16 protein-coding genes and 1 pseudogene are annotated in these 19,682 nt (G+C 40.3%); 14 read left to right on the top strand and 3 right to left on the bottom strand.

Annotated features, from left to right (window positions below; genetic code table 11):
• A partial coding sequence (locus HWX04_RS08355; RefSeq protein WP_210259582.1) for a hypothetical protein occupies positions 1 to 192 on the bottom strand: 192 nt, incomplete at its 3' end.
• Between HWX04_RS08355 and HWX04_RS06490 the strand changes: the two genes are divergently transcribed.
• The 14 genes from HWX04_RS06490 (at position 191) to HWX04_RS06425 (ending at position 17,820) form a co-directional block, all read left to right on the top strand.
• Positions 191 to 1,552, top strand: coding sequence for a PBSX family phage terminase large subunit (locus HWX04_RS06490; RefSeq protein WP_175869344.1), 1,362 nt, complete (start codon positions 191 to 193; stop codon positions 1,550 to 1,552). The genes HWX04_RS08355 and HWX04_RS06490 overlap by 2 nt on opposite strands.
• On the top strand, positions 1,552 to 3,390 hold the full coding sequence (bgtI, locus tag HWX04_RS06485) for a BaGTA-type gene transfer agent portal protein BgtI (protein ID WP_246257510.1): 1,839 nt from the start codon (positions 1,552 to 1,554) through the stop codon (positions 3,388 to 3,390). Before HWX04_RS06490 ends, bgtI begins: the two co-directional genes overlap by 1 nt.
• 46 nt (positions 3,391 to 3,436) lie before the next feature.
• Entirely contained in the window at positions 3,437 to 3,697 is a 261-nt protein-coding gene (locus HWX04_RS06480) for a hypothetical protein (protein ID WP_175869342.1), read from the top strand.
• A gap of 21 nt (positions 3,698 to 3,718) precedes the next feature.
• Entirely contained in the window at positions 3,719 to 4,492 is a 774-nt protein-coding gene (locus HWX04_RS06475; protein WP_175869341.1) for a hypothetical protein, read from the top strand.
• Between the two features lie 291 nt (positions 4,493 to 4,783).
• Positions 4,784 to 5,902: a BaGTA-type gene transfer agent major capsid protein gene (gene bgtG, locus HWX04_RS06470; RefSeq protein WP_175869340.1), complete on the top strand. Its 1,119-nt coding sequence runs from the start codon at positions 4,784 to 4,786 to the stop codon at positions 5,900 to 5,902.
• Positions 5,903 to 5,984: 82 nt separating this feature from the next.
• Entirely contained in the window at positions 5,985 to 6,680 is a 696-nt protein-coding gene (locus HWX04_RS06465; RefSeq protein ID WP_175869339.1) for a phage adaptor protein, read from the top strand.
• A gap of 603 nt (positions 6,681 to 7,283) precedes the next feature.
• Positions 7,284 to 8,747 (top strand): gene transfer agent protein BgtE, encoded by a 1,464-nt coding sequence (bgtE, locus tag HWX04_RS06460; protein ID WP_175869338.1) that lies wholly within the window; start codon positions 7,284 to 7,286, stop codon positions 8,745 to 8,747.
• A gap of 290 nt (positions 8,748 to 9,037) precedes the next feature.
• On the top strand, positions 9,038 to 9,499 hold the full coding sequence (locus HWX04_RS06455; RefSeq protein ID WP_175869337.1) for a hypothetical protein: 462 nt from the start codon (positions 9,038 to 9,040) through the stop codon (positions 9,497 to 9,499).
• Positions 9,496 to 10,626: a BaGTA-type gene transfer agent maturation protease BgtD gene (bgtD, locus tag HWX04_RS06450; protein WP_175869336.1), complete on the top strand. Its 1,131-nt coding sequence runs from the start codon at positions 9,496 to 9,498 to the stop codon at positions 10,624 to 10,626. The genes HWX04_RS06455 and bgtD overlap by 4 nt, the downstream gene beginning before the upstream one ends.
• Positions 10,623 to 11,627, top strand: a complete 1,005-nt coding sequence (bgtC, locus tag HWX04_RS06445; protein WP_175869335.1) for a gene transfer agent tail collar protein BgtC — start codon at positions 10,623 to 10,625, stop codon at positions 11,625 to 11,627. Before bgtD ends, bgtC begins: the two co-directional genes overlap by 4 nt.
• A gap of 1,168 nt (positions 11,628 to 12,795) precedes the next feature.
• Positions 12,796 to 13,020 carry a hypothetical protein gene (locus tag HWX04_RS06440; protein ID WP_246257507.1) on the top strand — a complete coding sequence of 75 codons (225 nt, stop codon included), beginning with the start codon at positions 12,796 to 12,798 and terminating at the stop codon, positions 13,018 to 13,020.
• A 10-nt stretch (positions 13,021 to 13,030) separates the two neighbouring features.
• Complete coding sequence (locus HWX04_RS06435; RefSeq protein ID WP_175869334.1) at positions 13,031 to 13,237, top strand: hypothetical protein; 207 nt, start codon at positions 13,031 to 13,033, stop codon at positions 13,235 to 13,237.
• A 2,250-nt stretch (positions 13,238 to 15,487) separates the two neighbouring features.
• Positions 15,488 to 15,931: a hypothetical protein gene (locus HWX04_RS06430; protein WP_175869333.1), complete on the top strand. Its 444-nt coding sequence runs from the start codon at positions 15,488 to 15,490 to the stop codon at positions 15,929 to 15,931.
• A 1,136-nt stretch (positions 15,932 to 17,067) separates the two neighbouring features.
• Positions 17,068 to 17,820: a DUF4167 domain-containing protein gene (locus tag HWX04_RS06425; protein WP_175869332.1), complete on the top strand. Its 753-nt coding sequence runs from the start codon at positions 17,068 to 17,070 to the stop codon at positions 17,818 to 17,820.
• 756 nt (positions 17,821 to 18,576) lie between these two features.
• On the opposite strand, the pseudogene HWX04_RS06420 reads toward HWX04_RS06425, so the two are convergent.
• Positions 18,577 to 19,024 (bottom strand): annotated as a pseudogene (locus tag HWX04_RS06420) (hypothetical protein).
• 44 nt (positions 19,025 to 19,068) lie between these two features.
• Positions 19,069 to 19,434: a hypothetical protein gene (locus tag HWX04_RS08670; protein ID WP_246257504.1), complete on the bottom strand. Its 366-nt coding sequence runs from the start codon at positions 19,432 to 19,434 to the stop codon at positions 19,069 to 19,071.
• Positions 19,435 to 19,682 lie beyond the last annotated feature (248 nt).

The raw sequence follows: 19,682 nt of genomic DNA, 5'->3' as shown, positions 1-19,682 counted from the left end.
GTATGGCGGGGGCAAGGGGATCTGGTGCAAAAAAGGGGAACATCCAAAAAGCGGGATGTATTGCGTATCAGGATGAAGAGAAGAAGGTGCTTTTAAGATAAGCGTTTTTCTTTCAATGGTTCTGGAATGATGAAACTTGGCATCTTCAAAAATGTAAAGCGCAATGGCTTCTAAAGTATAAAAATTTATCATGATAACGGTTCAGAAAATTTCTCAAAAAATAGGGCAGAAAACCGCTCAAGTGGCTCTTATTCCAAAGCTTATTCCTGTCTTTACCGGAAAAGCAGATGTCCGAGCTGCTTGGGGAGGACGAGGATCTGGAAAAACACGCTCTTTTGCTTTGATGTCGGCTGTGGTGGGATATCGACATGGAATGACGGGAGAACGTGGGATTATCCTTTGTGCCCGCCAGTTTCAAAATTCTCTCAATGAAAGTTCTTTGGAGGAAATTAAACGCGCAATTGAAGCCTATCCTTTTCTCCAAGATTATTATGAAATCGGCGATAAATATATTAAATCAAAAGATGGACGTATCGTCTATGTGTTTGCCGGTCTTGATCGAAATATCGCTAGTATTAAATCAATGGGGCGGGTGTTCCTTTGCTGGGTTGATGAGGCAGAGCCAGTCACGGAGACTGCTTGGCAAACACTTATCCCAACTTTACGCGAAGAGGGAGACGATTGGAATGCAGAATTATGGGTTACTTGGAATCCCTGTCATGAAAATGCTCCCGTGGAAAAACGTTTCCGAAATGTCGATAATCCCAATATCAAAGGCGCGGAAATTAATTGGCGGGATAATCCGCAATTTCCAGAAAAACTCAATCGGGATCGATTGAGCGATTTGCAGCAAAGACCAGAGCAATATAACCATATTTGGGAAGGGGAATATCTTCAGGCTGTGCAAGGTGCTTATTATCAGAAATGTCTGCTGGAAGCCGAAATGGAAGGGCGGATTACAACCGTTCCACGTGATCCTTTGATGCAGGTGAGAATCTTTTGGGATATCGGAGGAACAGGAGCTAAAGCCGATGCAACTGCCTTGTGGGTCGCGCAATTTGTGGGACGCGAAATTCGAGTGCTCGATTATTATGAAGCCCAAGGTCAGCCCCTCTCAGAGCATGTGGGATGGGTCTTTCAGCGGGGATATGAAAAGGCGTTGATGGTTTTGCCCCATGATGGCGCGACAAAAGACCGTGTCTATAATGTCAGTTTTGAAAGTGCTCTTCAACAAGCTGGTTTTCAAACCAAAATCATACCTAATCAGGGAACCGGCGCTGTCAAAATGCGTATCGAAGCTGTAAGGCGTTTGTTTCCTGCTCTATGGTTTAATCGTGACACAACATGCGCGGGGAGAAAAGCACTCGCTTGGTATCATGAAAAGCGTGATGAACAACGCAATATTGGTCTTGGCGCTGAACATGACTGGGCAAGCCATGGGGCTGATGCCTTTGGATTGATGTGTGTGGCTTATGAACAGCCCCATGCGAGACCACAAAAAAAATCTTATCGCTCTTCTCACCATTCTCAAACTTCATGGATGGCTTTTTAATGAATATGTCTATAGATTCTTCTTTTTCTTCTTTCGATCAAATCGAAACGCTTGAACATCAAGCACTCTTTAAAAAACTCGTGAGTTGGTATCAAGATGATATTGCTCATGTGGAAAAATGGCGAAAAAATGCCCAAGAAGACTACGATTTTTATAATGGGCGGCAATGGAATGAACAGGACTTGGCTGTTTTGAACGAACAAAACAGACCAGTGATGACTTTTAACCGTATTGCCCCGCTGATTAATGCTGTCATTGGGGCTGAGCGCAATAATAAAAGACAAGTGCAATTTATTCCACGACAAGAAGGAGCAGCTTTTGCAAACCAGATCTTGACGGGTGCGGCTGAGTGGTTTCGCGATGAAGCTGACGGGGAATATGAAGATTCCGATGCCTTTCAAGATGCGATCATTTGCGGAATGGGATGGACAGATACACGCCTTGATTATGAAGAAGATCCGCAAGGAAAACCCATTATTGCAAGGCTCGATCCTATGAAAATGGTTTGGGATGCCAGTGCCGTTAAGTCTAATCTCATTGATGCTCAGCGCTTATGGTATATTGATGAAAAACCTCTGGCGGTGGCGCAAGAAATGTTTCCCCATGTGCATTGGAGTAATCTTCATGCTGATTGGGTGAAACATCAAGGGTTTTTACACCCAACCAGTGATGGGATGACACACCCTTATCACGGTGATGGAACCTATCTGGAAGAGGGAATAAGCTCTCAACGTCCTAAAATGGTGACATTAGCTGAATGTCGCTGGTTTGAACGCGAGGTGGCCTATAGGGTTCTCGAGTCGCAAAGTGGACGGTTTATCGATTATTTGGAGAAGGATTTTCAAAGTTTAAGAGAAGAATTTCCCGATGTTCAAGCAACAAGGTTGACCAGAAAAATTGTCAAACGGGCATTTTTGGGTAGAAAGTTACTCGAGGTGCCTGATAAACCTTTAGTTCCTGCTGGTCAATTGGGGTGGGAGTGTATTACCGGTACTTTTGATAAATTAAGCCGACACTTTTACGGTCTTGTGCGCCCTACAAAAGATCCGCAACGGTGGGCGAATAAATATTTTAGTCAAGTGATGCATTTGCTCAATAGCCAATCAAAAGGCGGTATTATGGCAGAGCGTGATGCTTTTGATGATGATCGACAAGCGGTCGAGAGTTGGGCTAGAGCCGATAGTATTACTTGGTTGAAAAGTGGCGCTGTCTCTGGGGGCAGAATTCAGCCTAAACCGGTGGCACAATTTCCGCAAGGCTTTTTCCAATTGTTTAATGAAGCAAAGAGTGCTCTCGAACAGGTGACCGGCTTGTCTTCTGAATTTATTGGAACAAGAGCGGTTAATCAGCCGGGTATTCTTGAACAACAACGGCGCCAATCATCCCTTAATCTGTTGGCGTCCTTTTTTGATGGTTTGCGTCGATATCGGCAACGACAGGGAAAAATTATTCTCTATCTTATTCAAAATTATTTGTCTGATGGGCGGTTGGTTCGTATCGCAGGGGATGAAAATGCACAATATGTTCCCCTAACACGTGAAATGGTGACAAGTTTGGAATATGATATTGTCGTGGATGATGCCCCAACAAGTCTCAATGAAAAAGAGCGTACTTTTGCTCTCATCATGCAATTGCTTCCTTTGATGCAAAATTTTGCAACACCAGAGATTATGCTTGATCTCTTACGCTATTCGCCTTTACCGGCCTCACTTATTCATAAAATTGCGATAAAAGCGCAAAACGCTCTGCAAGAAGAGCAAAATGCTTCAGCGCTTCGAGATCATGGGGGCGTAGAGCAGATCATGCAGATGTTGCAAAGCGCAAATGCTCAACAATAGGCTGCTTTATGATAGGCGATCTTGGATGAATTTTATCGATTGAAGGGTGTCTATAAATTTCTATAGCAGAAGTATTGCTGATGCCGCGAAAGGGTGCCTCTCTATTATCTTAGAAGAGTTGTTTTGTGCGATAGTGCATGTTCGTGGAAAATCTTCGATAGGGTTTTGTGATTCATGGTGGGGGGAGCATGGTGTTGACATGCTGAAGCCTTCCAAGTGGTCAGAGAGCCTTAAGGGGATCAAGGCTTATAGGAAGCAAGGCTCGCAAGCTGTTTTATCGGAAAAATTTCACTTTATTGTTTGTTAAAAAAAGAAAAGGCTAATGATCATGGATCCAGAACACTTAACGCCGGAAGAACAGAACCATTTGAAACAGGATTTTCTCGCCTCAACACAAGAGGGAGAAGAAGGGGAAATTGGAAGAGAAGAAAAGGCACTTGAAGATAATTTTCAAGGGCAAAGGTTTCAACAACAGCCATCTTTGCCTGAGGGCGTAAAAGAGCTTCAAGGGGAAGAAAATGTGCCACCAGATCCGCAAAAGGACTTTATGGGCTATATGCAATGGTTGGGAAAAACACTGCATAAACAAGGGCTGTTACAGGAAAAACAACGACCTTCTCCGGCTCGCGAAGCAGAACAATTGCAGGCGTTTTATCAGCAGTCTGTGGCAAGTGTTAAACAAAAACATCATGATTTTGATCAAGCGGCTGATTTTATTTATGAAACGCGGGCGAAACAGTTGGCAGCTTTTGCTTCGCTCTATCCTGAGATGGCGGATCCACAAAATATTGATGCAAGGATTGGTGATGAGTTGAAGCAGATCTTGCGCGATTGTGCGCAAAAAAATCAAAATCCGGCTGAAGTGATTTACACGATTGCACAAAAATTTGGCTATACCAATGTTCAGAATAACATGGGTGAAAATTTACAGGAAAGACACAATTCTGCTCGTACTCTTGCTGCTTATAACGGCTTGACGCCAAATGGACCGATTTCTTTGGATATGCTGGATAAAATGTCAGAAACAGAATTTAGCGCGTGGGTTGTTGATCCTAAAAATAAAGCTGCTTTTAATCGTTTAATGGGTGGAAGAGAATTTTAAAAATAAGAATGTGGCAGGTGTTTTTTGCGGGGACGTGATAGGGCTTCTGGCGCGTGAAATGTGGGGGGAGTGTGGGTGTGTGGGCTTGAGGGGTGTGTGGGTGGAGAGGGAAGAGGAGATCTCTTAAAGCGAAAGAGGCGGTGAAGAGAGCTCTTATCAGAGGGAGGCAGACGCTAAACAGAAACAAAACACTCAAAAACAACCTATGCACCATCTGAAATGAAATGTGGTGTTTTGAGCGCCCGGCGTTTTGCCGGGTTTTTTTATGTCAATAAACTTTTAGAGGACAAAATGACTGTAACTTATATCGGACTCAATGACCCAATGGTCGTGCGCACATGGTCTAAACTCTTAAACCAAGAAGTCTCAAAAGCAATCCCGATTGCTCCACTGATTGGAAATGATTCAAACAGTATCGTACAGTTAAAAGATGAAACCACAAAAGCAAGTGGCGATTCCATTAGCTTTAATTTACGTGTGCAGCTGCTCGGTGATGGGGTCAGTGAAGGGCAAACTTTAGAAGGAAATGAAGAAGCTTTACAGTTTCTCAATGATCGCTTGGCCATTAATGAACTTGTTCATGCCGTGCGGGTCAAAAATGAAGGGACCATTGATCAGCAACGGATTCTCCACGATTTGCGCACGGAAGCAAAAAATGGTTTGGTGGATTGGTATGCGGATCGTTTGAGTATGATGTTCTTCATTCAAGTGTGTGGATATACCGCAAAGTCTATTAACTTTGAAGGACGATCCATTATACTGAAACCGGTTCATTATGGCTTTAATGCCCCAACCGCACCAACCGATAAACGCATGGTGCGCCCTAATGGGAAAACAAAAGATGAAGATTTAAAAGAAAACGATGTGTTTAATCTTAAACTGATCGATAAAGCGGTGGAACGCGCTAAATTAGCTAACCCTAAAATTCGTCCCGTACGGATCGATGGGGAAAATGTCTATGTGCTTTATCTTCATCCAACCCAAGTGACGCAATTGCGTACCAATACAGATGCGGGGCAATGGCTCGACATTACCAAGGCAATCTATAGTGGAAGCCGTATCAAAAATCCGCTCTATGATGGATCTTTGGGCATGTATAATGGTGTCGTTTTGCGCGAAGCTGAACATGTTACCGAAGGGGTTGAATCTGGAACAGCAAACAAAGCTGTCCCCAATGTGCGTCGTGCCGTGTTGCTTGGGGCGCAAAGTGCTGTGATTGCTTTTGGAAAAGATCGAGGTGCTACACGCTATAAATTGGTGGAAGAACTCTTCGACTATGAAAGAGAATTCGGAGTCGCAGCAAAAACCATTATGGGCATGAAAAAAACTTGCTTTACCTTGCCAGGAAGTACGCAAGGGGCTCAAGATTTTGGAACGATCGTCATCCCAACTTATGGAGCACCTGCTTAAAGCGAATGTTTGCTTCCTTCCCCCAACAAATTTTTCTTGTTGGGGGAAAAATTTAAAATGCTTCCAGAAAAAGGACAGGCTTATGACTATTCTATCCGATGATCCTAATAATCGCGATTTTACACATTCAGACCATTTTAAAACTTTTGCCTCTATGGTTGCGCTTATTCAAGATGAAATTGACGATACAACAGCGGAATATTCACGACAAATTCAAGATTCAATTGTGACAGCTTTGCGTTTATGTGAACGCGAACCTTTTTTCTTTAATGAAAGAAGAAAAAGCACCTTTAACACACAAAGTGGGAAAACATGGTATGGACGAGAAGAGGGAGTTTTTATTGAAACAGAAAAAACGCTGGAAGATGTCTTTTTAGCAGTAAAGGATACAACTCCAATAAAGTTGTTCTTTAAGCCCTTGGAAGCACTTCATCAACAATATGGAATGCATCCTGAGTTGGGAACGCCATTCTTTTATACGTGCCTTGATCAAAAAATAGGACTCTTTCCAACACCAGAAAATATCGAAACCATACAGCTTTCTTATACGCCTCTCTATTTGGTAGATGAACAGCTCAAAGAGGACGATAATCCTTGGTTGATTTATGCTTTTGATCTTATTAAAGCACGGGCAAAATATGAACTTTATAAAAATATTCTTAAAGATTCTGAATATGCTGCCGCTTCTTTTAGAGATTTTCAAGAACAGCTTCAAGCTTTGCGTATTGAAACATCACGCCGAAAAGATTCCACAAAAATTCGCCCTATGAATTTTTAAAAAAAACGTTTTTCCAATTTTTATGCTTAAGATTGCGCATTAAGGACGAGTGTAGGGTTTATGTTTAATGAAGCGCTTTGGGGCGTGAATGAGTGTTAGAGTTTGGATTGGTGTTAAGGTCTAGAGGGGCATCGAGGAGTAGATGTTGAAGGTGAGACGCTACTGGAGGGCGGTGGATGTTGATCTTTTTGAGTAAATAACCTTAGGTTGTGTCCTTGTGTGGCTTTTTGCTCTCTTTTTAAGGGATTTTGTGGTTTTAACCCCATAAGCCTTCGTATCTTTTGAAGGGTACTGGGTTGCTTGCATTGTACTGGGCTCTTCAAAGGTTTTAAGAAGGATTTTTATAGCTTTTTCTCAAGACTTGGGAAGCGCTAGTATTGGCAAGTGTTGGTATTGAAAGAGTGTTGGTGATTTTGGTCAAGTGCTGGGGGCTGTGGGTGCGCCAGTATGGAAGTTTATTTTTCTCGAGGCATTTAGCAGCTTATAGTTGTATTTTTGTTAAATTTTGTGCTCTTAGCGTTTTATTCTAGGGGCTTTTTTGGTTTCAATGAGCAAGCCTTGGTGTTTTGGCACTGGGCTTTTCAAATATTTTATGGAGGCTTGATGGCTTTTTTCCCAATTGCTGATTATCGACCCGATGTGGCGGATATCAATGGAATTTTTACCGATGAACTTGTCAATGTGCTTCCAGCTGATGGCTCTTACATCCCTATGCCAAGTTTTGAATCTTTGACAGAGCCATGTCCTGAGCCGATCTTAGGTGCTCTTGCGGTTAAAACAAAAAATGGGGTTTCTATTGTTGTCGGGACAAGAGAAAAACTCTTCTTGCTTGATAATACAACAATGAAGTGGAAAGATATTAGCCAAAAAGGAAGGGCTTATATGGCTAATGTCGATGCTCCGTGGTCTTTTGCTTTGTTTGGTGATTTGATCATTGCGGTGAATGCTAATGATAAACCACAAGTGATCGATATTATTCATGATAAAACATTTAGAAATTTAGGGGGAAATCCACCACAAGCAGGAATTGTTCGTATCTGGGGAGATTTTGTTTGTTTGATGAAATTGACCGAGCATCCAAGACGGGTTCATTGGTCTGGATTGAATGATGCTGAGTTTTGGACCGTGGGAAAAAAAAGCTGTGATTATCAAGATTTTCCTGATGGTGGTTTCGTGCAAGGGGCAACGGAGACAACAAACCCCATTATCTTTATGCGTTCTGCAATCTATGCCGGTTCTTTTATCCCAGGCTCTAAGATTATTTTTAGTTTCCAAAAAATCCACGATAAAAGAGGCGCAAAAAATGCTGAATCAATTGTTTGTCGCGGTGATATGGCATTCTTTGCCGATGAGGGCGGTTTTTATCAAATAACAAATGACGGACAGATTATACCCATTGGCTTTGAAAAAGTCGATCGAGCCATGACTGCAAAATCAAGACAGAGTAATCTATATACCATGTCTGCGGCGATCGATGGCGTATATAATCGGGTGTATTGGATGGTGGATAACGATGAAAGCCTTCATAAACGGATTTTGCTCATTTATGATTGGGGGTTGCAAAAATGGACAAAAGCTCTCGTGGATATCAAAATGATCCTCCCCATTTTCTTGACTGGAACAACTTTGGAAGGTCTTGATTTTGTGTCTAAGAATATTGATGATTTGGCTTTTTCTCTCGATAGTAAAGCGTGGAAAAATGAATCGCCTATCTTGGGAGCATTTGATCAACAGGGTAGACTGGGTTCGTTTTCTGGTTCCCCTATGGCTTGTGTGGTGACATCACAAGAAATGGGGCAGACAAATGGTGTGATAACCCGCGTGAAAAATATTATGCCTCAAGTTAATAGTGGAAAGTTTTATTTGTCTGTGGGAATGCGCTTTCGGCAATCTCTTGAAGAGGAAACCGTTTGGTTGCCAGAAAAACAGCCTTCTCATAATACCGGACAAATTCATTGTCGCGCAAGGGCACGGTTTTATCGCTTTAAATTGCGTATTCCTGAAGGAATGAATTGGACCCATGTCACGGGATTTGATGTGGAATTGACGTCCGCCGGCATGCGATAGGCATGCCCTTATCATTAATAGATATATGCGATAGCTAAGCCATGATCATCAAAGAACAGAGGGGATAGCTCTATACCTTTATCATCAAAGGAATAAGGCAGAGCTGATGCTTCTTTATGATGAGAAAATTGTTTGCACCATGTTTTTTTATAAAAAAAGCGCTCTCTTTCTTGAAACACAAGGGATAGCGGGGCTTTCTTTTGAAAAGGGTGCGCTAAACATGGAATATGTGAAGTCCGCAGAGGCATGTTTTTAAGGGCGTGCGGGGAAAAGTTAAGAGAGCTAAAATCATGAGGCAAGATTATCAAGATTGTAAAGATGTCTATTCTGCTCATCTAACACAGCACTGGCCATGGGAAAAAATAGCCCCCTATCAAGAGGGGCTCAATGCGGCATTGAAAAAATATGCTCAGCGCTTTCCGGATGATGTTTGTCTGGAAAAAATTGCTGAAGAAATTGCTACAGGACAAGCACAATTGTGGCTGGTCTTAAAAAATAAAATCCAATTTAGTGCTTTTGCAATCACAAAAGTTGAAAGTACCCATACGGGGAAAAAATGCGTCGTTCTCTCAGATCTTGCTGGAGAGGGAGGGCTGAAATTAGTCAAATTGATTGATGAGGTCGAAAAATGGGCGCGAACAATCAAAGCTGAAGAAATACACATGTTTGGAAGAATTGGATGGGCGAAAAGGCTCGCTCATCACGGATACTCTCGTAATCTTATTCAATATAGAAAGGTTCTGGGTCCATGAGTAGAAAAAAAACACCGCAAGTACAGACAACAACACAAACAAATGCGCCTCCTGCTTGGGCGGCGGATATTCTTAAACAAGCCACTGCTGATGCAAAGGACCTTTATAATAAAGGAATTGGCGGAAACGTTTATGAGGGAGAGCGCGTTGCTGGTCTTAGCGATATGACAAAAAATGCGCTGTCCGGTCTCCAACAAGCTGCAGGGCTTTATAACAATCCTACACTCACGCAGTGGTTAAATGCACCAACCAACAGTGCAACAAATCTTACCGGTATGGCAAAGGGGAATTGGATTGGAAACAATAGTAAATTTAATATGGCGTTGCAAAATGCTCTGAATAAAACTTCCGATGCGATTAATCAATCGATGTCTGGGGCCGGACGTTATGGTTCTGGGGCTCATACCGGCGTGCTTGCCGATGAGCTCGGCGCTTTGGCTACAAATGCTGCAGCACAGCAATATAATCAGGATATTAACAATATGATGAATGCAAACCAGATGATTGATCGCTCTCAGCATGATCAAGTGAATGCGGCAAATGCATATTATCAAGGACAGAGTAATGTGCAAGGAAATGCTCTGAAAGGCGGAATGCTTCAAGATATCAACCGCCAAAATATCTTAGATGCGGAGCGCCAAAAATGGTCAGAAAAAGATAATCAAGGTTGGAACCGATTGGAACGCTTGTTACAGGTTGGAACACAGGCGGCTGGAAATTACGGAACAACTTCAGGAAAATCAACAATAATACCTTCTGTGACAAAAGATCCGTTGCGTGATGCGCAGCAAGTGCTGGGATTGGTCGGAGGAATTCTAGGACTTTGTGATGTGAGAGCAAAAGAAAATATTATCCCGATGGGAAAGAAAAAAGGATATTCTCTTTATAGTTTTAATTATAAAGGAAATCCACAACGTTATCAGGGTGTTTTGGCACAAGAAGTGTTGCGCGTGAAGCCGGAAGCTGTTTTTGTAAACGTAAAAACAAAATTATTGCATGTGGATTATGGCAAAATAGGCTTGAAAATGAAAATGCAGGAAACGCCGGCTTCTAAAAATAAAATTGCGGCTTTCTTTTCTTCGTTCTTTAATCGTTTTTCCTTTTTGCAAAAAGAGTTCCTTTTATGAGTTCGATTTATGATTGGTCAATCATCGCATCAGAAAATGCTTATGTCGATGAGAGTATAAATTGGGCAGAAGGGCAACCGCCAAGTTCAGTCAATGATAGTGCGCGTACTATGATGCAGCGCATTAAAGAATATTTGTTGGATAACGGGGGGGGAATTGACACACAGTTTACGGTTGATAACGAGAACAAGAAAACATCACTGCGTTTGGCGACAAAGTCTTTTTTTGAGACTTATAAGGATGGTATTGTTGTGCGCTTTAAAGCTCAAGGCGTCAATCGAGGAATAACAAATGTTTCTTTAAATCAATTGCCTCCAAGGCCAACTTATATGGCAACGCCAGAGGGGATTATGCCTTTAACGGGGGGAGAATTACAAAAGGGCGGGCTTTATGAGCTCGTCTATACGCATGATATTGCCGGAAAAAATGCCGATGGATGGTTTTTAACCAATCCTACCATACAACTTCCTGAAATTCCGCCCGCGCCTTCTTTGCCTGAATCTTTCTCACCTGGATTTATTGGAACTTTTGCTACCGAAAAAATACCCTCTGGGTGGCTGCTGTGTGATGGTAAAGAATATTCGCGAAAGAGCTATGCCAATCTCTTTGCTGTTCTGGGGGAAACATGGGGAAAAGGAGATGGGCAAACAACATTTAATGTTCCCGATTTGCGGGGAATGTTTTTACGGGGGCTCGATAGTGGAAAAGAAATTGATAAAGGACGTCGCTTGGGGAGCAGACAAGAAGAGTCTTTTAAAGCCCATACCCATGAAGGAAAAACAGATTTGGCGGGCAAACACCAGCATAGTTTTCCAGAGACTGAAAACAGGATTTTTCAGGCGGATTGGGGTGATCTTAAAAGGTATGCAGCTCTCTTCCTCCTTAAAAAAATGTTGACAGATGCTGCGGGAGAGCATGAACATAAGATCTTGTTGGAAAAAACAGGAGGCGATGAAACACGTCCTGTCAATATGGCGGTGGTTTATGCTGTTAAAGCTTGAGAATGAAAGCTTTAAGAGAGATAAAAGAGAAAGCAAAATGGTTGCAAAATGTTTGTTATGAAAAAACTTGTCGAATCTATCGTGAAAAAACTTTGAGACGCTTCTGAAAAAAATGAATCCTTAACCCTCTTTGATGATTTTGCTTTTGTGCCCCCCTTTGTGGGAGGTGTAAAGGCTTGTGTGTGTCTATTTTTCTTATTGAGGGTTAAGATGGCCAGTAACCATTAAAGGAGAGGGGGTAAAAAGGGCAAAAAACTTGCCTTAATTCATAGAGTTTTGGGCTGAGACATCAAAGATTTTATCCAATCTCTCTTGTGGTGTCGTATTCCATTGTTGAGAGCGCTTGAGTTTAGCGCTCTAATGGGTGAGAATAAAAAGTGCCAAGGATAATTTTATTTTATGATGGCGTAAAAGATGATCATTAAAATACTGTCATTGAAGGTGGTGATATCTGGTCAGACCGTTTGAGCCATTAAGTATTGCATAGCAAATCGTCAGAGCAGGACTTGTTTGTAAAGCTTAGAACTCATAGAGCCTTATAGTAAGTGCATCATATAAGTGATCAGCAGATCAAGTTCTTTCAGAGTCGTTGGATTGTTGACAATCCGATAGGGGTTAAAAATCTTCGTTGTTCTTTGAAAGGTGGTGAGGCGGTTAACGAATATGTTTAATATTTTGAGAGCGGTAAAATGGTGGAAACTCTCTTTTTTCAAAATGGGCGATCTGTTTGCTAGAGCAAGTTGGCCATGTGTTTTAACGTGTGGTGAGAAATTGAGGGTTTGCTTATAGAGCTCTCATGTTCCCTCTTTGAGCTGTGGCGATATAGAGCATTTAAAGAGGAACGCCAAGGGGAATCCCGCTAGACCAAGAAGCCGGATTGTTTCTAGATTATTGTTTAAAGATCGGTGAGGTGTGCTTTGTCTTGTTGGCAGAAGTCCATAAAGTATGCAATGTCGTTATGCATTTTGGGGGCAAGGGGGGGAAAGAACCATTTTAGGTGAAAAACAGAATATAATCTAAAAAATATCTTGTAAAAATTTTCGATAAGGAAATTTTTACAAAAGCCTTTAATGCGCGGTTATGTGCTTTTTGCGCGAGAAATGAAAGAGCCGTGTAAAGGGAAAAGAGACTCAAATGCTCTATGAGGCTGTTCAAAAAGGGGGATATAATGGCATTTTTTCCATTTTCTATTGCGGATATTGATGATCCTGAATGTATTCGTGTGGTGCTTTATGCTAGCGGAAGAATGGGACATGCTCCTTTAAATGCATTGTTGAAAAAAGCAGATGAAGATATGACAAAAATTTTAAAGCGCATGGATGCTTTAGAAAAAAAAGTTAAATACGCTCGATCTTGCCAATGTCAAACAGAAACAAAATGCGTAAAAAGATGATCTAAACAATATGAACAATATTGTGAGTGGGGGAATAACTCTACCAGACATTAAGAGTGATACACAAGAAATTAAACTAGAAGCAGCTGCGTATATGAGCAGTTTTGTCTTAAAAGGTACATCTTTGAAGATGCCAGAAATACACAGGAGTGTTGGTAAAAGCATCGTTTCTGAGTCTTTTAAGGGTATTTCTTCTTCTTTTAAAAAGGAAAAATAGAAAAGAGTGATCATAATAATATGCCTGCGTTGAAGCTATAGATGAGAGAAAGCTTATTTATATTTTCGGTGGGGCATAGAATTGCTATAATTGATAAAGAGCGCATGATGGGGCTCATATAGGCAAGGTTTTGGAGTCCACAGAGCAAGAAAGCTTACTCAAGCAGAAACTAATGGCAAAAGAAGAAAAGTTTTTGCAGTATTTTGAAAAAATTTTGTGAATAGAGCATGTCATGGTTTTTAATCTATAAAAAATTTGCTCTTTTTACGCTTTTTTTGATCGGATGTCTTTTTTGGAGGGATGCCTTTTTCCGTAAAATGGAGCGTCCTAAACCAAATATATTGGGCGTGTGAATTCATGGGCTTGTTTGTAAGAAATATCTTGCTCTCAAGCTCATTTCACAATGATACGCGTGAAGGGTATAAAACTTATAAAGCATCTCCATTTTTAGGCTGCATAACAGGGGGCACTGATACCATAAGTCATTGTGCGAGCCTCTAATGGTGCGATAGCCCTTGGAACGCTTCATGAAAAGGCATGCCTTTCTTGAATAATTTTATGCTGTGCAGGTTTGTTCATTTGTAATTGGCAAGAAACATGGTTTTTGTTGAAACAACACTTTGGTTGAAGCAATGTTGAAACAACAAGGAATAGGTTTAAAAATGAGAGAATATTACGATTTCCAATCTCTTCTTTAATATGAAAAAACGAACAATCATTATAAATCAATTCCTTGTGTTTAAATGGAGCGTTTACGCGTGGACTATCTTAAGGGAAATCAATAAATCGGTTTGATTTATTAAATACATTTTGGTTTTAAGATGTGTATTACTGTAAATGATTTCCTTCAATAAAAAGATGTGATTCTTCATATGGTTAAAGCCAGAAGAGAGACAACGCGCTTTTTTGTATTCAAATAAATGAGTTAAAAAATTGCCTTTATTGCTCATTCTTTATACTTTCTTAGGATAAGTTTTATAAATATAATTAAAAAGCTTGCAATACTATACATTTTGTGTACAATATATTTATGCTTGATTTCTTTTGTATGTTATTTAAATTATATCTCTATTCATAAGCCGCACTATAGTGCGGCTTTTTTTATTGTCTCACAGGTGGAGCACTTTCTTTCTGTTATTAAGATAGCTTTGGATACTTTTTCCATTATTCTCAATCATTGTATTTTGTGATGTTCTTTTGCAATAAAAGCACTAAATGATTGTGCATTTTTATCCCAAGAGGGAGCACTTAAAGTTTAAAATGCCGGTGTTGTTTGTTTCTTTGCGTTGGTTGTCTTCAGGGCATTGAAGTGTTAAGGGATCCTTATACCTTTTTGACCGAGAGTGACATGAGAGAGGAGTGACATGAGGGGGAAACCGTAAAATGGGGAGAAAGCCTTAGTGAAAATGTAAAGGGAGACAATTCGCGTCTTGTCTGCACCTTTTTGTTTTACGATTTTTAAAACTATCCATATCTTTGAAATAATGAAGATGATGTCTTGCATTTTTGGTTCTCGCATGTCTTTTTTGGGATTATGTTCCTCTGGGAAAAGCGAATGCCTTCAATATATTTGTCTAGCTCATCATGTTGCGATAGCTCTAAGGAGCCATCTTACTCTCAAGTTCATTTTGCGAGGGGGACGTGAATGGTATCAAGAGCTTCCAAGAGGTGTATAAAATCGAGAGAGCAAGCTCTCTTTTGGTGTTTCATAAAAGGGCATGCTGACGCTTTCATCTATTTTTCGAGCTTTCAATGTTTGTGACAAGTTTTTAGAACTTGAGTTGGCTAAAGGTAGGCCTTTTTTGTCCCGTTTCTGAGAGATGTGCAAGCTCTGCTTTGTAACGTTTAAGCCAAGTGGTTTTGGTTGATGTAATAGGAAAAACAGCTTTTAAACTAAGGGAAACCTACGATATTCAGATTTCTTATTCAATATGCAAAATAATGAAAATTCTTTATCAATCAATGGGATGTGTCTTAAGGAAGACGAATTGCTTCTAGATTGAGATGGATGAAGAAGCTTTCTCTTTTAAGCTGGTGGGGGAAAATGATAATCTCTGTTTTTTCATAAAGGGCAAAGGTTTTTTTATGAGCGTTTATCTGATAAAAAACAGTCAAAAAACGGTACAGAGAAAAAAGAGTCTTTAAGCGTATTGATCGTTTGCTGTTATGCCCTGTATTGTATAAAAAGATACTTCTATCATTTTGGGTTGTAAAAAGCTTCTCTTGGGATGTTTAAAGGGTATAGTCTTTATGGAAAAAAGAATCCGCGCAAGACAAAAGGCTTATTTCAAAAGATTATATCGCAAGATTGCTTTTGTTTGCATGATAGTCTTTTGTATTGTGATATTGTGTTTTGTTGTTGTAAAGGCGATCAGTTATTTTTCTTCTCATAAAAAAATAACACAACAAGCGCCTGTTGAATTGGCTATTCCTGTTTTTGACCTGCGCGTGTATTGCAAGGAAATTTCTGCTTCCGTGATGCCCGATATGAAAAGGGAAGTTTATCAGCGTTGCCTTAATTTGGAAAGTGAGGCCTATTTTGCTATTCGTGAAATGTGGGATAAGCTTTCTGAGACTGCAAAAAAACAATGTTTGACAATGGTACGACCGGGGGATGGAAATTATTTTCTCTTACGGGACTGTTTTCTTAATGAAAAAGAAAACGAAAAAGACAAAAGGCGCAATTACTTTTAAGGTGTTATACGGAAAGTTAAAAGGATGCCAATTTTGCTGAAAAGATTAAAAAACGTCTCATTATTCTCGGACTTCTATCCCCATAAAATGTATTGATGCTGTACAAGCTTTAGTCCATTTGAGGTGTAATCGTATAGGCTATGGATTTCTCTTTGAAGTGTTTTAGGGGGCGTGGTGAGGTTTCAGGAGAACTTGTTGAGAAGATTATAAGCTTCAAGGTTGAGACAGGCGTAAAGCGCTCTATTGGGTGTGCTAATAAGCTTGTTTTAATCCCTCCAGTTTTCTTTATAATGACAAAGATAAGAGAGAAAATGCGTTATGCTCTTCTGATTGATAGATTTTGAGAGAGCATTTTTAAATAATTTAATATTTTTCGTATTTAATTACTTTGATTTTAGATTCAATTTGTTATTAATGAAGAGGTTGGTTAACTTAAAAATTCATGGAGTTAAAATAGAAATTGAGAGGATCGTTGGCTTCTTTGAGCAAGAAGAGGAGGCTCTTGGTGATTATAGGGCTTGAATAATCCTTCATATTAATCTATCTATAAGAATTAAGAGATTTTGTGAAGTGATCGTAGATTATCGCTCGCAAGGGGTTTCTTTAGCAGTAAAGAGAGGCTATATTCATAAAATAAAGAGGACGTGTAGTGACTCGTTAGAGTGGAAGTGCTTATGAGTTCAAAGCACGAGGGGGAAAGAATATCGGCGTTTTTGGGAGCAGTGGTTTTAGGGCAGAAGAAAAAGAGAATCTTCTCGTATTTTCTGGCAGCAGTTTTTTTCTTTGTCAGATATTTTGTACGTGTGTTCTCCTTTTTGTTTTCCACAAGGTAATTATTTTTTTTAGTGAAATATGGTTTATTTAAAAAAAACACTTGGCATTTTATGTGAACATCACTAGGTTTCTGCTGGTTGACAGAGAAATGGGGAATTTCTGATTTACGATTTCCCTGCTGTTTTGTGATTTTCAAAAAAATATATGCTTTTATCAATATCAGTAGGGTTCGTTTGAGTGAAATAAAACGCGGATAGCTTGATAACCGTATGTTAAACATGATCAGCATTATCAAAAAATGATGCAATGAAGAAGAGTAAATTAAGACATATATAAGATACACACTCCAAAAAGGGATAAAGATGAGGCCACAACAAAATAGACGGGTACGCGGTCGCAATAGTAACAATAATGGTAATAATAATAATCGTCGCGGTCCTAACCCGTTGTCTCGTAATTATGAAAGTAGCGGTCCGGATGTTAAAATTCGAGGGAATGCTCAGCAAATTGCCGATAAATATATCAGTCTTGCGCGTGATGCACAAGGCGCCGGCGATCGCGTGATGTCAGAGAATTATTTACAACATGCCGAGCACTATTTGCGTATTATTTTAGCAGCAGCAGGACAAATGTCCCCATCAGCTCGATGTGATGAAAATCGTGGTGATGAAAATCGCGATGAAAATAACGGGCAAGAAGGCGGTGAAATAAATTCTGAAGCTCAAAAAACAGACGCTATCGAGTGCGATACAGATGTATTACAAACCCAGTCGCAAAAAAATGGTCATGGTTCGTATGCCAAAGCACAAAATGGCGGTGCGCGTGAAAGTGCTTTAGAGGCTCTCTCAGATGAAAAAACGGGGACGGAGAACTCTCGCTCTGAGGAAAATGTTGGACCTGTTAAAAAAACACGTCGTTCTTCGCGTCGGCGTACGGTACGCTCTCAAGACGAATCATCTCTTGAGCTTTCACTTACAACAGCAGAAAACTCTAACAATGGGGATGCATCAACATCAACAGAAGAGGTTTCTTCTTTGCCTGGATTAAGTGAGGGGATACAGAGAAAAACACGCCGACGCCGTGTGGTTAATCTTGAAGCAGAGGAAAATGTTTAAACACGCATCAAGCATGCTGTGGTGGTCTTTATGGTGCTGTTGATGGAATGATGGGTATATGCGCGGCTTCTTTCACTTTCTTTGAATTTTTATTCTTTCAGTTTCCGCGGGCAACATTCTCAGTAGGGGTGATAAGAGAAGATGATCTCTTGGCTTGGAATAAGTTTAAGGGAGATAGAGAAAAGTTACGTTTGTGTATTTTAAAGAGGCTGTTCTTTTTATGGGGGACAGGTTTCTTTGTTTATTCGCACTTGTGTTTAATATCTCTCAATGTACTCTAGTCCATTTCGCTACAGAGCTGCTATACGGTGAAAGCTATCGACCATTTTCGCTTCAGAAAAGGTGCAAGCTGGGCTGTTCTCATTATCAGTGTTGCAACAGCTCTTCCTTTGGCTTTTTAAATCAATTCATAAGAAGTCTTTTTATTCATAGGATTCTTTGCTGTGATGTGTGAAGAAATGATTTTGATGAATTTCACCATGAATAGAGCTGAAATGAGAGAATCTTATAGTATTTGAAGCGCTCGTTTGGCATGTAAAAAATAAATGATTATTGTAAATCAATATGTTGAGTTTCCGCGGGCAATATCCGTTTTTTAAGAATGGGAATGCATTGACTGAAAGGTTTTCCCTTTATCTCGATGAGGTGAGGGGAGACGAAGAAAAAATCGCCGCCGCCCAAGAGGTTAATCTTTAAACCGAAGAAAATATTTAAATACCGTGAAGCATGCTGTGTAAGCCGATAATGTTGGCTTGCTTAATGAGGCATGGTCGTTGATATTTCTTTAAGTTGTTTCAACGGAAAGAACGGCAATCAGTGTACCGGTATGATAATTGTAAATCATCAATTGTGTTTGTCCATCAGGGGTTAAAACATGCAGGACAATATTGTTTTCTGAAAGGCTTTGCGATAGAATCTGTGTTTTTTTTGGTAGGGAGAGCGTGTGGTGGATAACCTGAGGATTTTTGCTATGGGAGGAAGAGAGCTCTGTTTGTTTTGGTATTGAGCTCGTGGTAACTTTATAAACGATTAAAAACAATACAGTTAGAATGAGGAAGAGCGTTATCAAAACGGAAACGATCATTAAACCCATCAGTTTTTTTCTTACCCGTTCTACAGCAGGATCTAAGGGGAGATCTTGGGGCAGAGGATTTTGCTCTGTGTGATGGTCTTTTGAAGGTTGCATTGGCTTATTACCCATCATGTCTTGCATTGATTATTTTTTTCAGTTCTGATGGGTTTATGCGTTTAAAGTTTTTTGTGCAAGAGATTTGTGGAAGAAGAACGTAGAAGAGGAAGTGATGTTGGTAAAAAATCTTCTTTCTGGACTGTTGATATATTGTCATTAACATTTTGGCTTTTAAGCAGGAAATTTCCGTGGTTTGTTACAGACCAGATCAATTTTACTTTTTTTTGATGTAAATGAGGGTGTACGTTTATGCATTGGGCAAAAATTTGTTGTCCATAAAATGCTGATTTTTTTGTGGATGGTATCATGGCTTGTTCACAGGCTTGAGCTGTGGGGTAGATTTTAGTCATTGTATTGTTGGAATAGCAACTGCTAAAATCATCGGTACATGAAACCAATAAGAGAATAAAAATAAGGGGATTCATAAAATATTTTCCAAATGAGCGGTTGACAGCCTAGACTCCAGTTTGTCAGCCTTACGGGCTTCTTCACTGTAGAACGTTTTTAAAGTTTTTTAGTTCCAAGGGAGTTCCAAGGGAGTTCCAAGGGAGTTCCAAGGGAGTTCCAAGGGAGTTCCAAGGGAGTTCCAAGGGAGTTCCAAGGGAGTTCCAAGGGAGTTCCAAGGGAGTTCCAAGGGAGTTCCAAGGGAGTTCCAAGGGAGTTCCAAGGGAGT

Source organism: Bartonella gabonensis (assembly GCF_903679515.1).
Lineage (GTDB): Bacteria > Pseudomonadota > Alphaproteobacteria > Rhizobiales > Rhizobiaceae > Bartonella > Bartonella gabonensis.
This window is presented reverse-complemented; position numbering and strand designations above follow the sequence as displayed.

Coding starts and splice junctions, on each gene's coding strand:
- bgtD (WP_175869336.1), top strand. CDS start 9,496: ATGAGTAGAAAAAAAACACCGCAAGTACAGACAACAACACAAACAAAT.
- HWX04_RS08670 (WP_246257504.1), bottom strand. CDS start 19,434: ATGAATCCCCTTATTTTTATTCTCTTATTGGTTTCATGTACCGATGAT.
- bgtI (WP_246257510.1), top strand. CDS start 1,552: ATGAATATGTCTATAGATTCTTCTTTTTCTTCTTTCGATCAAATCGAA.
- bgtE (WP_175869338.1), top strand. CDS start 7,284: ATGGCTTTTTTCCCAATTGCTGATTATCGACCCGATGTGGCGGATATC.
- bgtC (WP_175869335.1), top strand. CDS start 10,623: ATGAGTTCGATTTATGATTGGTCAATCATCGCATCAGAAAATGCTTAT.
- HWX04_RS06465 (WP_175869339.1), top strand. CDS start 5,985: ATGACTATTCTATCCGATGATCCTAATAATCGCGATTTTACACATTCA.
- HWX04_RS06435 (WP_175869334.1), top strand. CDS start 13,031: ATGAACAATATTGTGAGTGGGGGAATAACTCTACCAGACATTAAGAGT.
- HWX04_RS06490 (WP_175869344.1), top strand. CDS start 191: ATGATAACGGTTCAGAAAATTTCTCAAAAAATAGGGCAGAAAACCGCT.
- HWX04_RS06440 (WP_246257507.1), top strand. CDS start 12,796: ATGGCATTTTTTCCATTTTCTATTGCGGATATTGATGATCCTGAATGT.
- bgtG (WP_175869340.1), top strand. CDS start 4,784: ATGACTGTAACTTATATCGGACTCAATGACCCAATGGTCGTGCGCACA.
- HWX04_RS06425 (WP_175869332.1), top strand. CDS start 17,068: ATGAGGCCACAACAAAATAGACGGGTACGCGGTCGCAATAGTAACAAT.
- HWX04_RS06475 (WP_175869341.1), top strand. CDS start 3,719: ATGGATCCAGAACACTTAACGCCGGAAGAACAGAACCATTTGAAACAG.
- HWX04_RS06455 (WP_175869337.1), top strand. CDS start 9,038: ATGAGGCAAGATTATCAAGATTGTAAAGATGTCTATTCTGCTCATCTA.
- HWX04_RS06430 (WP_175869333.1), top strand. CDS start 15,488: ATGGAAAAAAGAATCCGCGCAAGACAAAAGGCTTATTTCAAAAGATTA.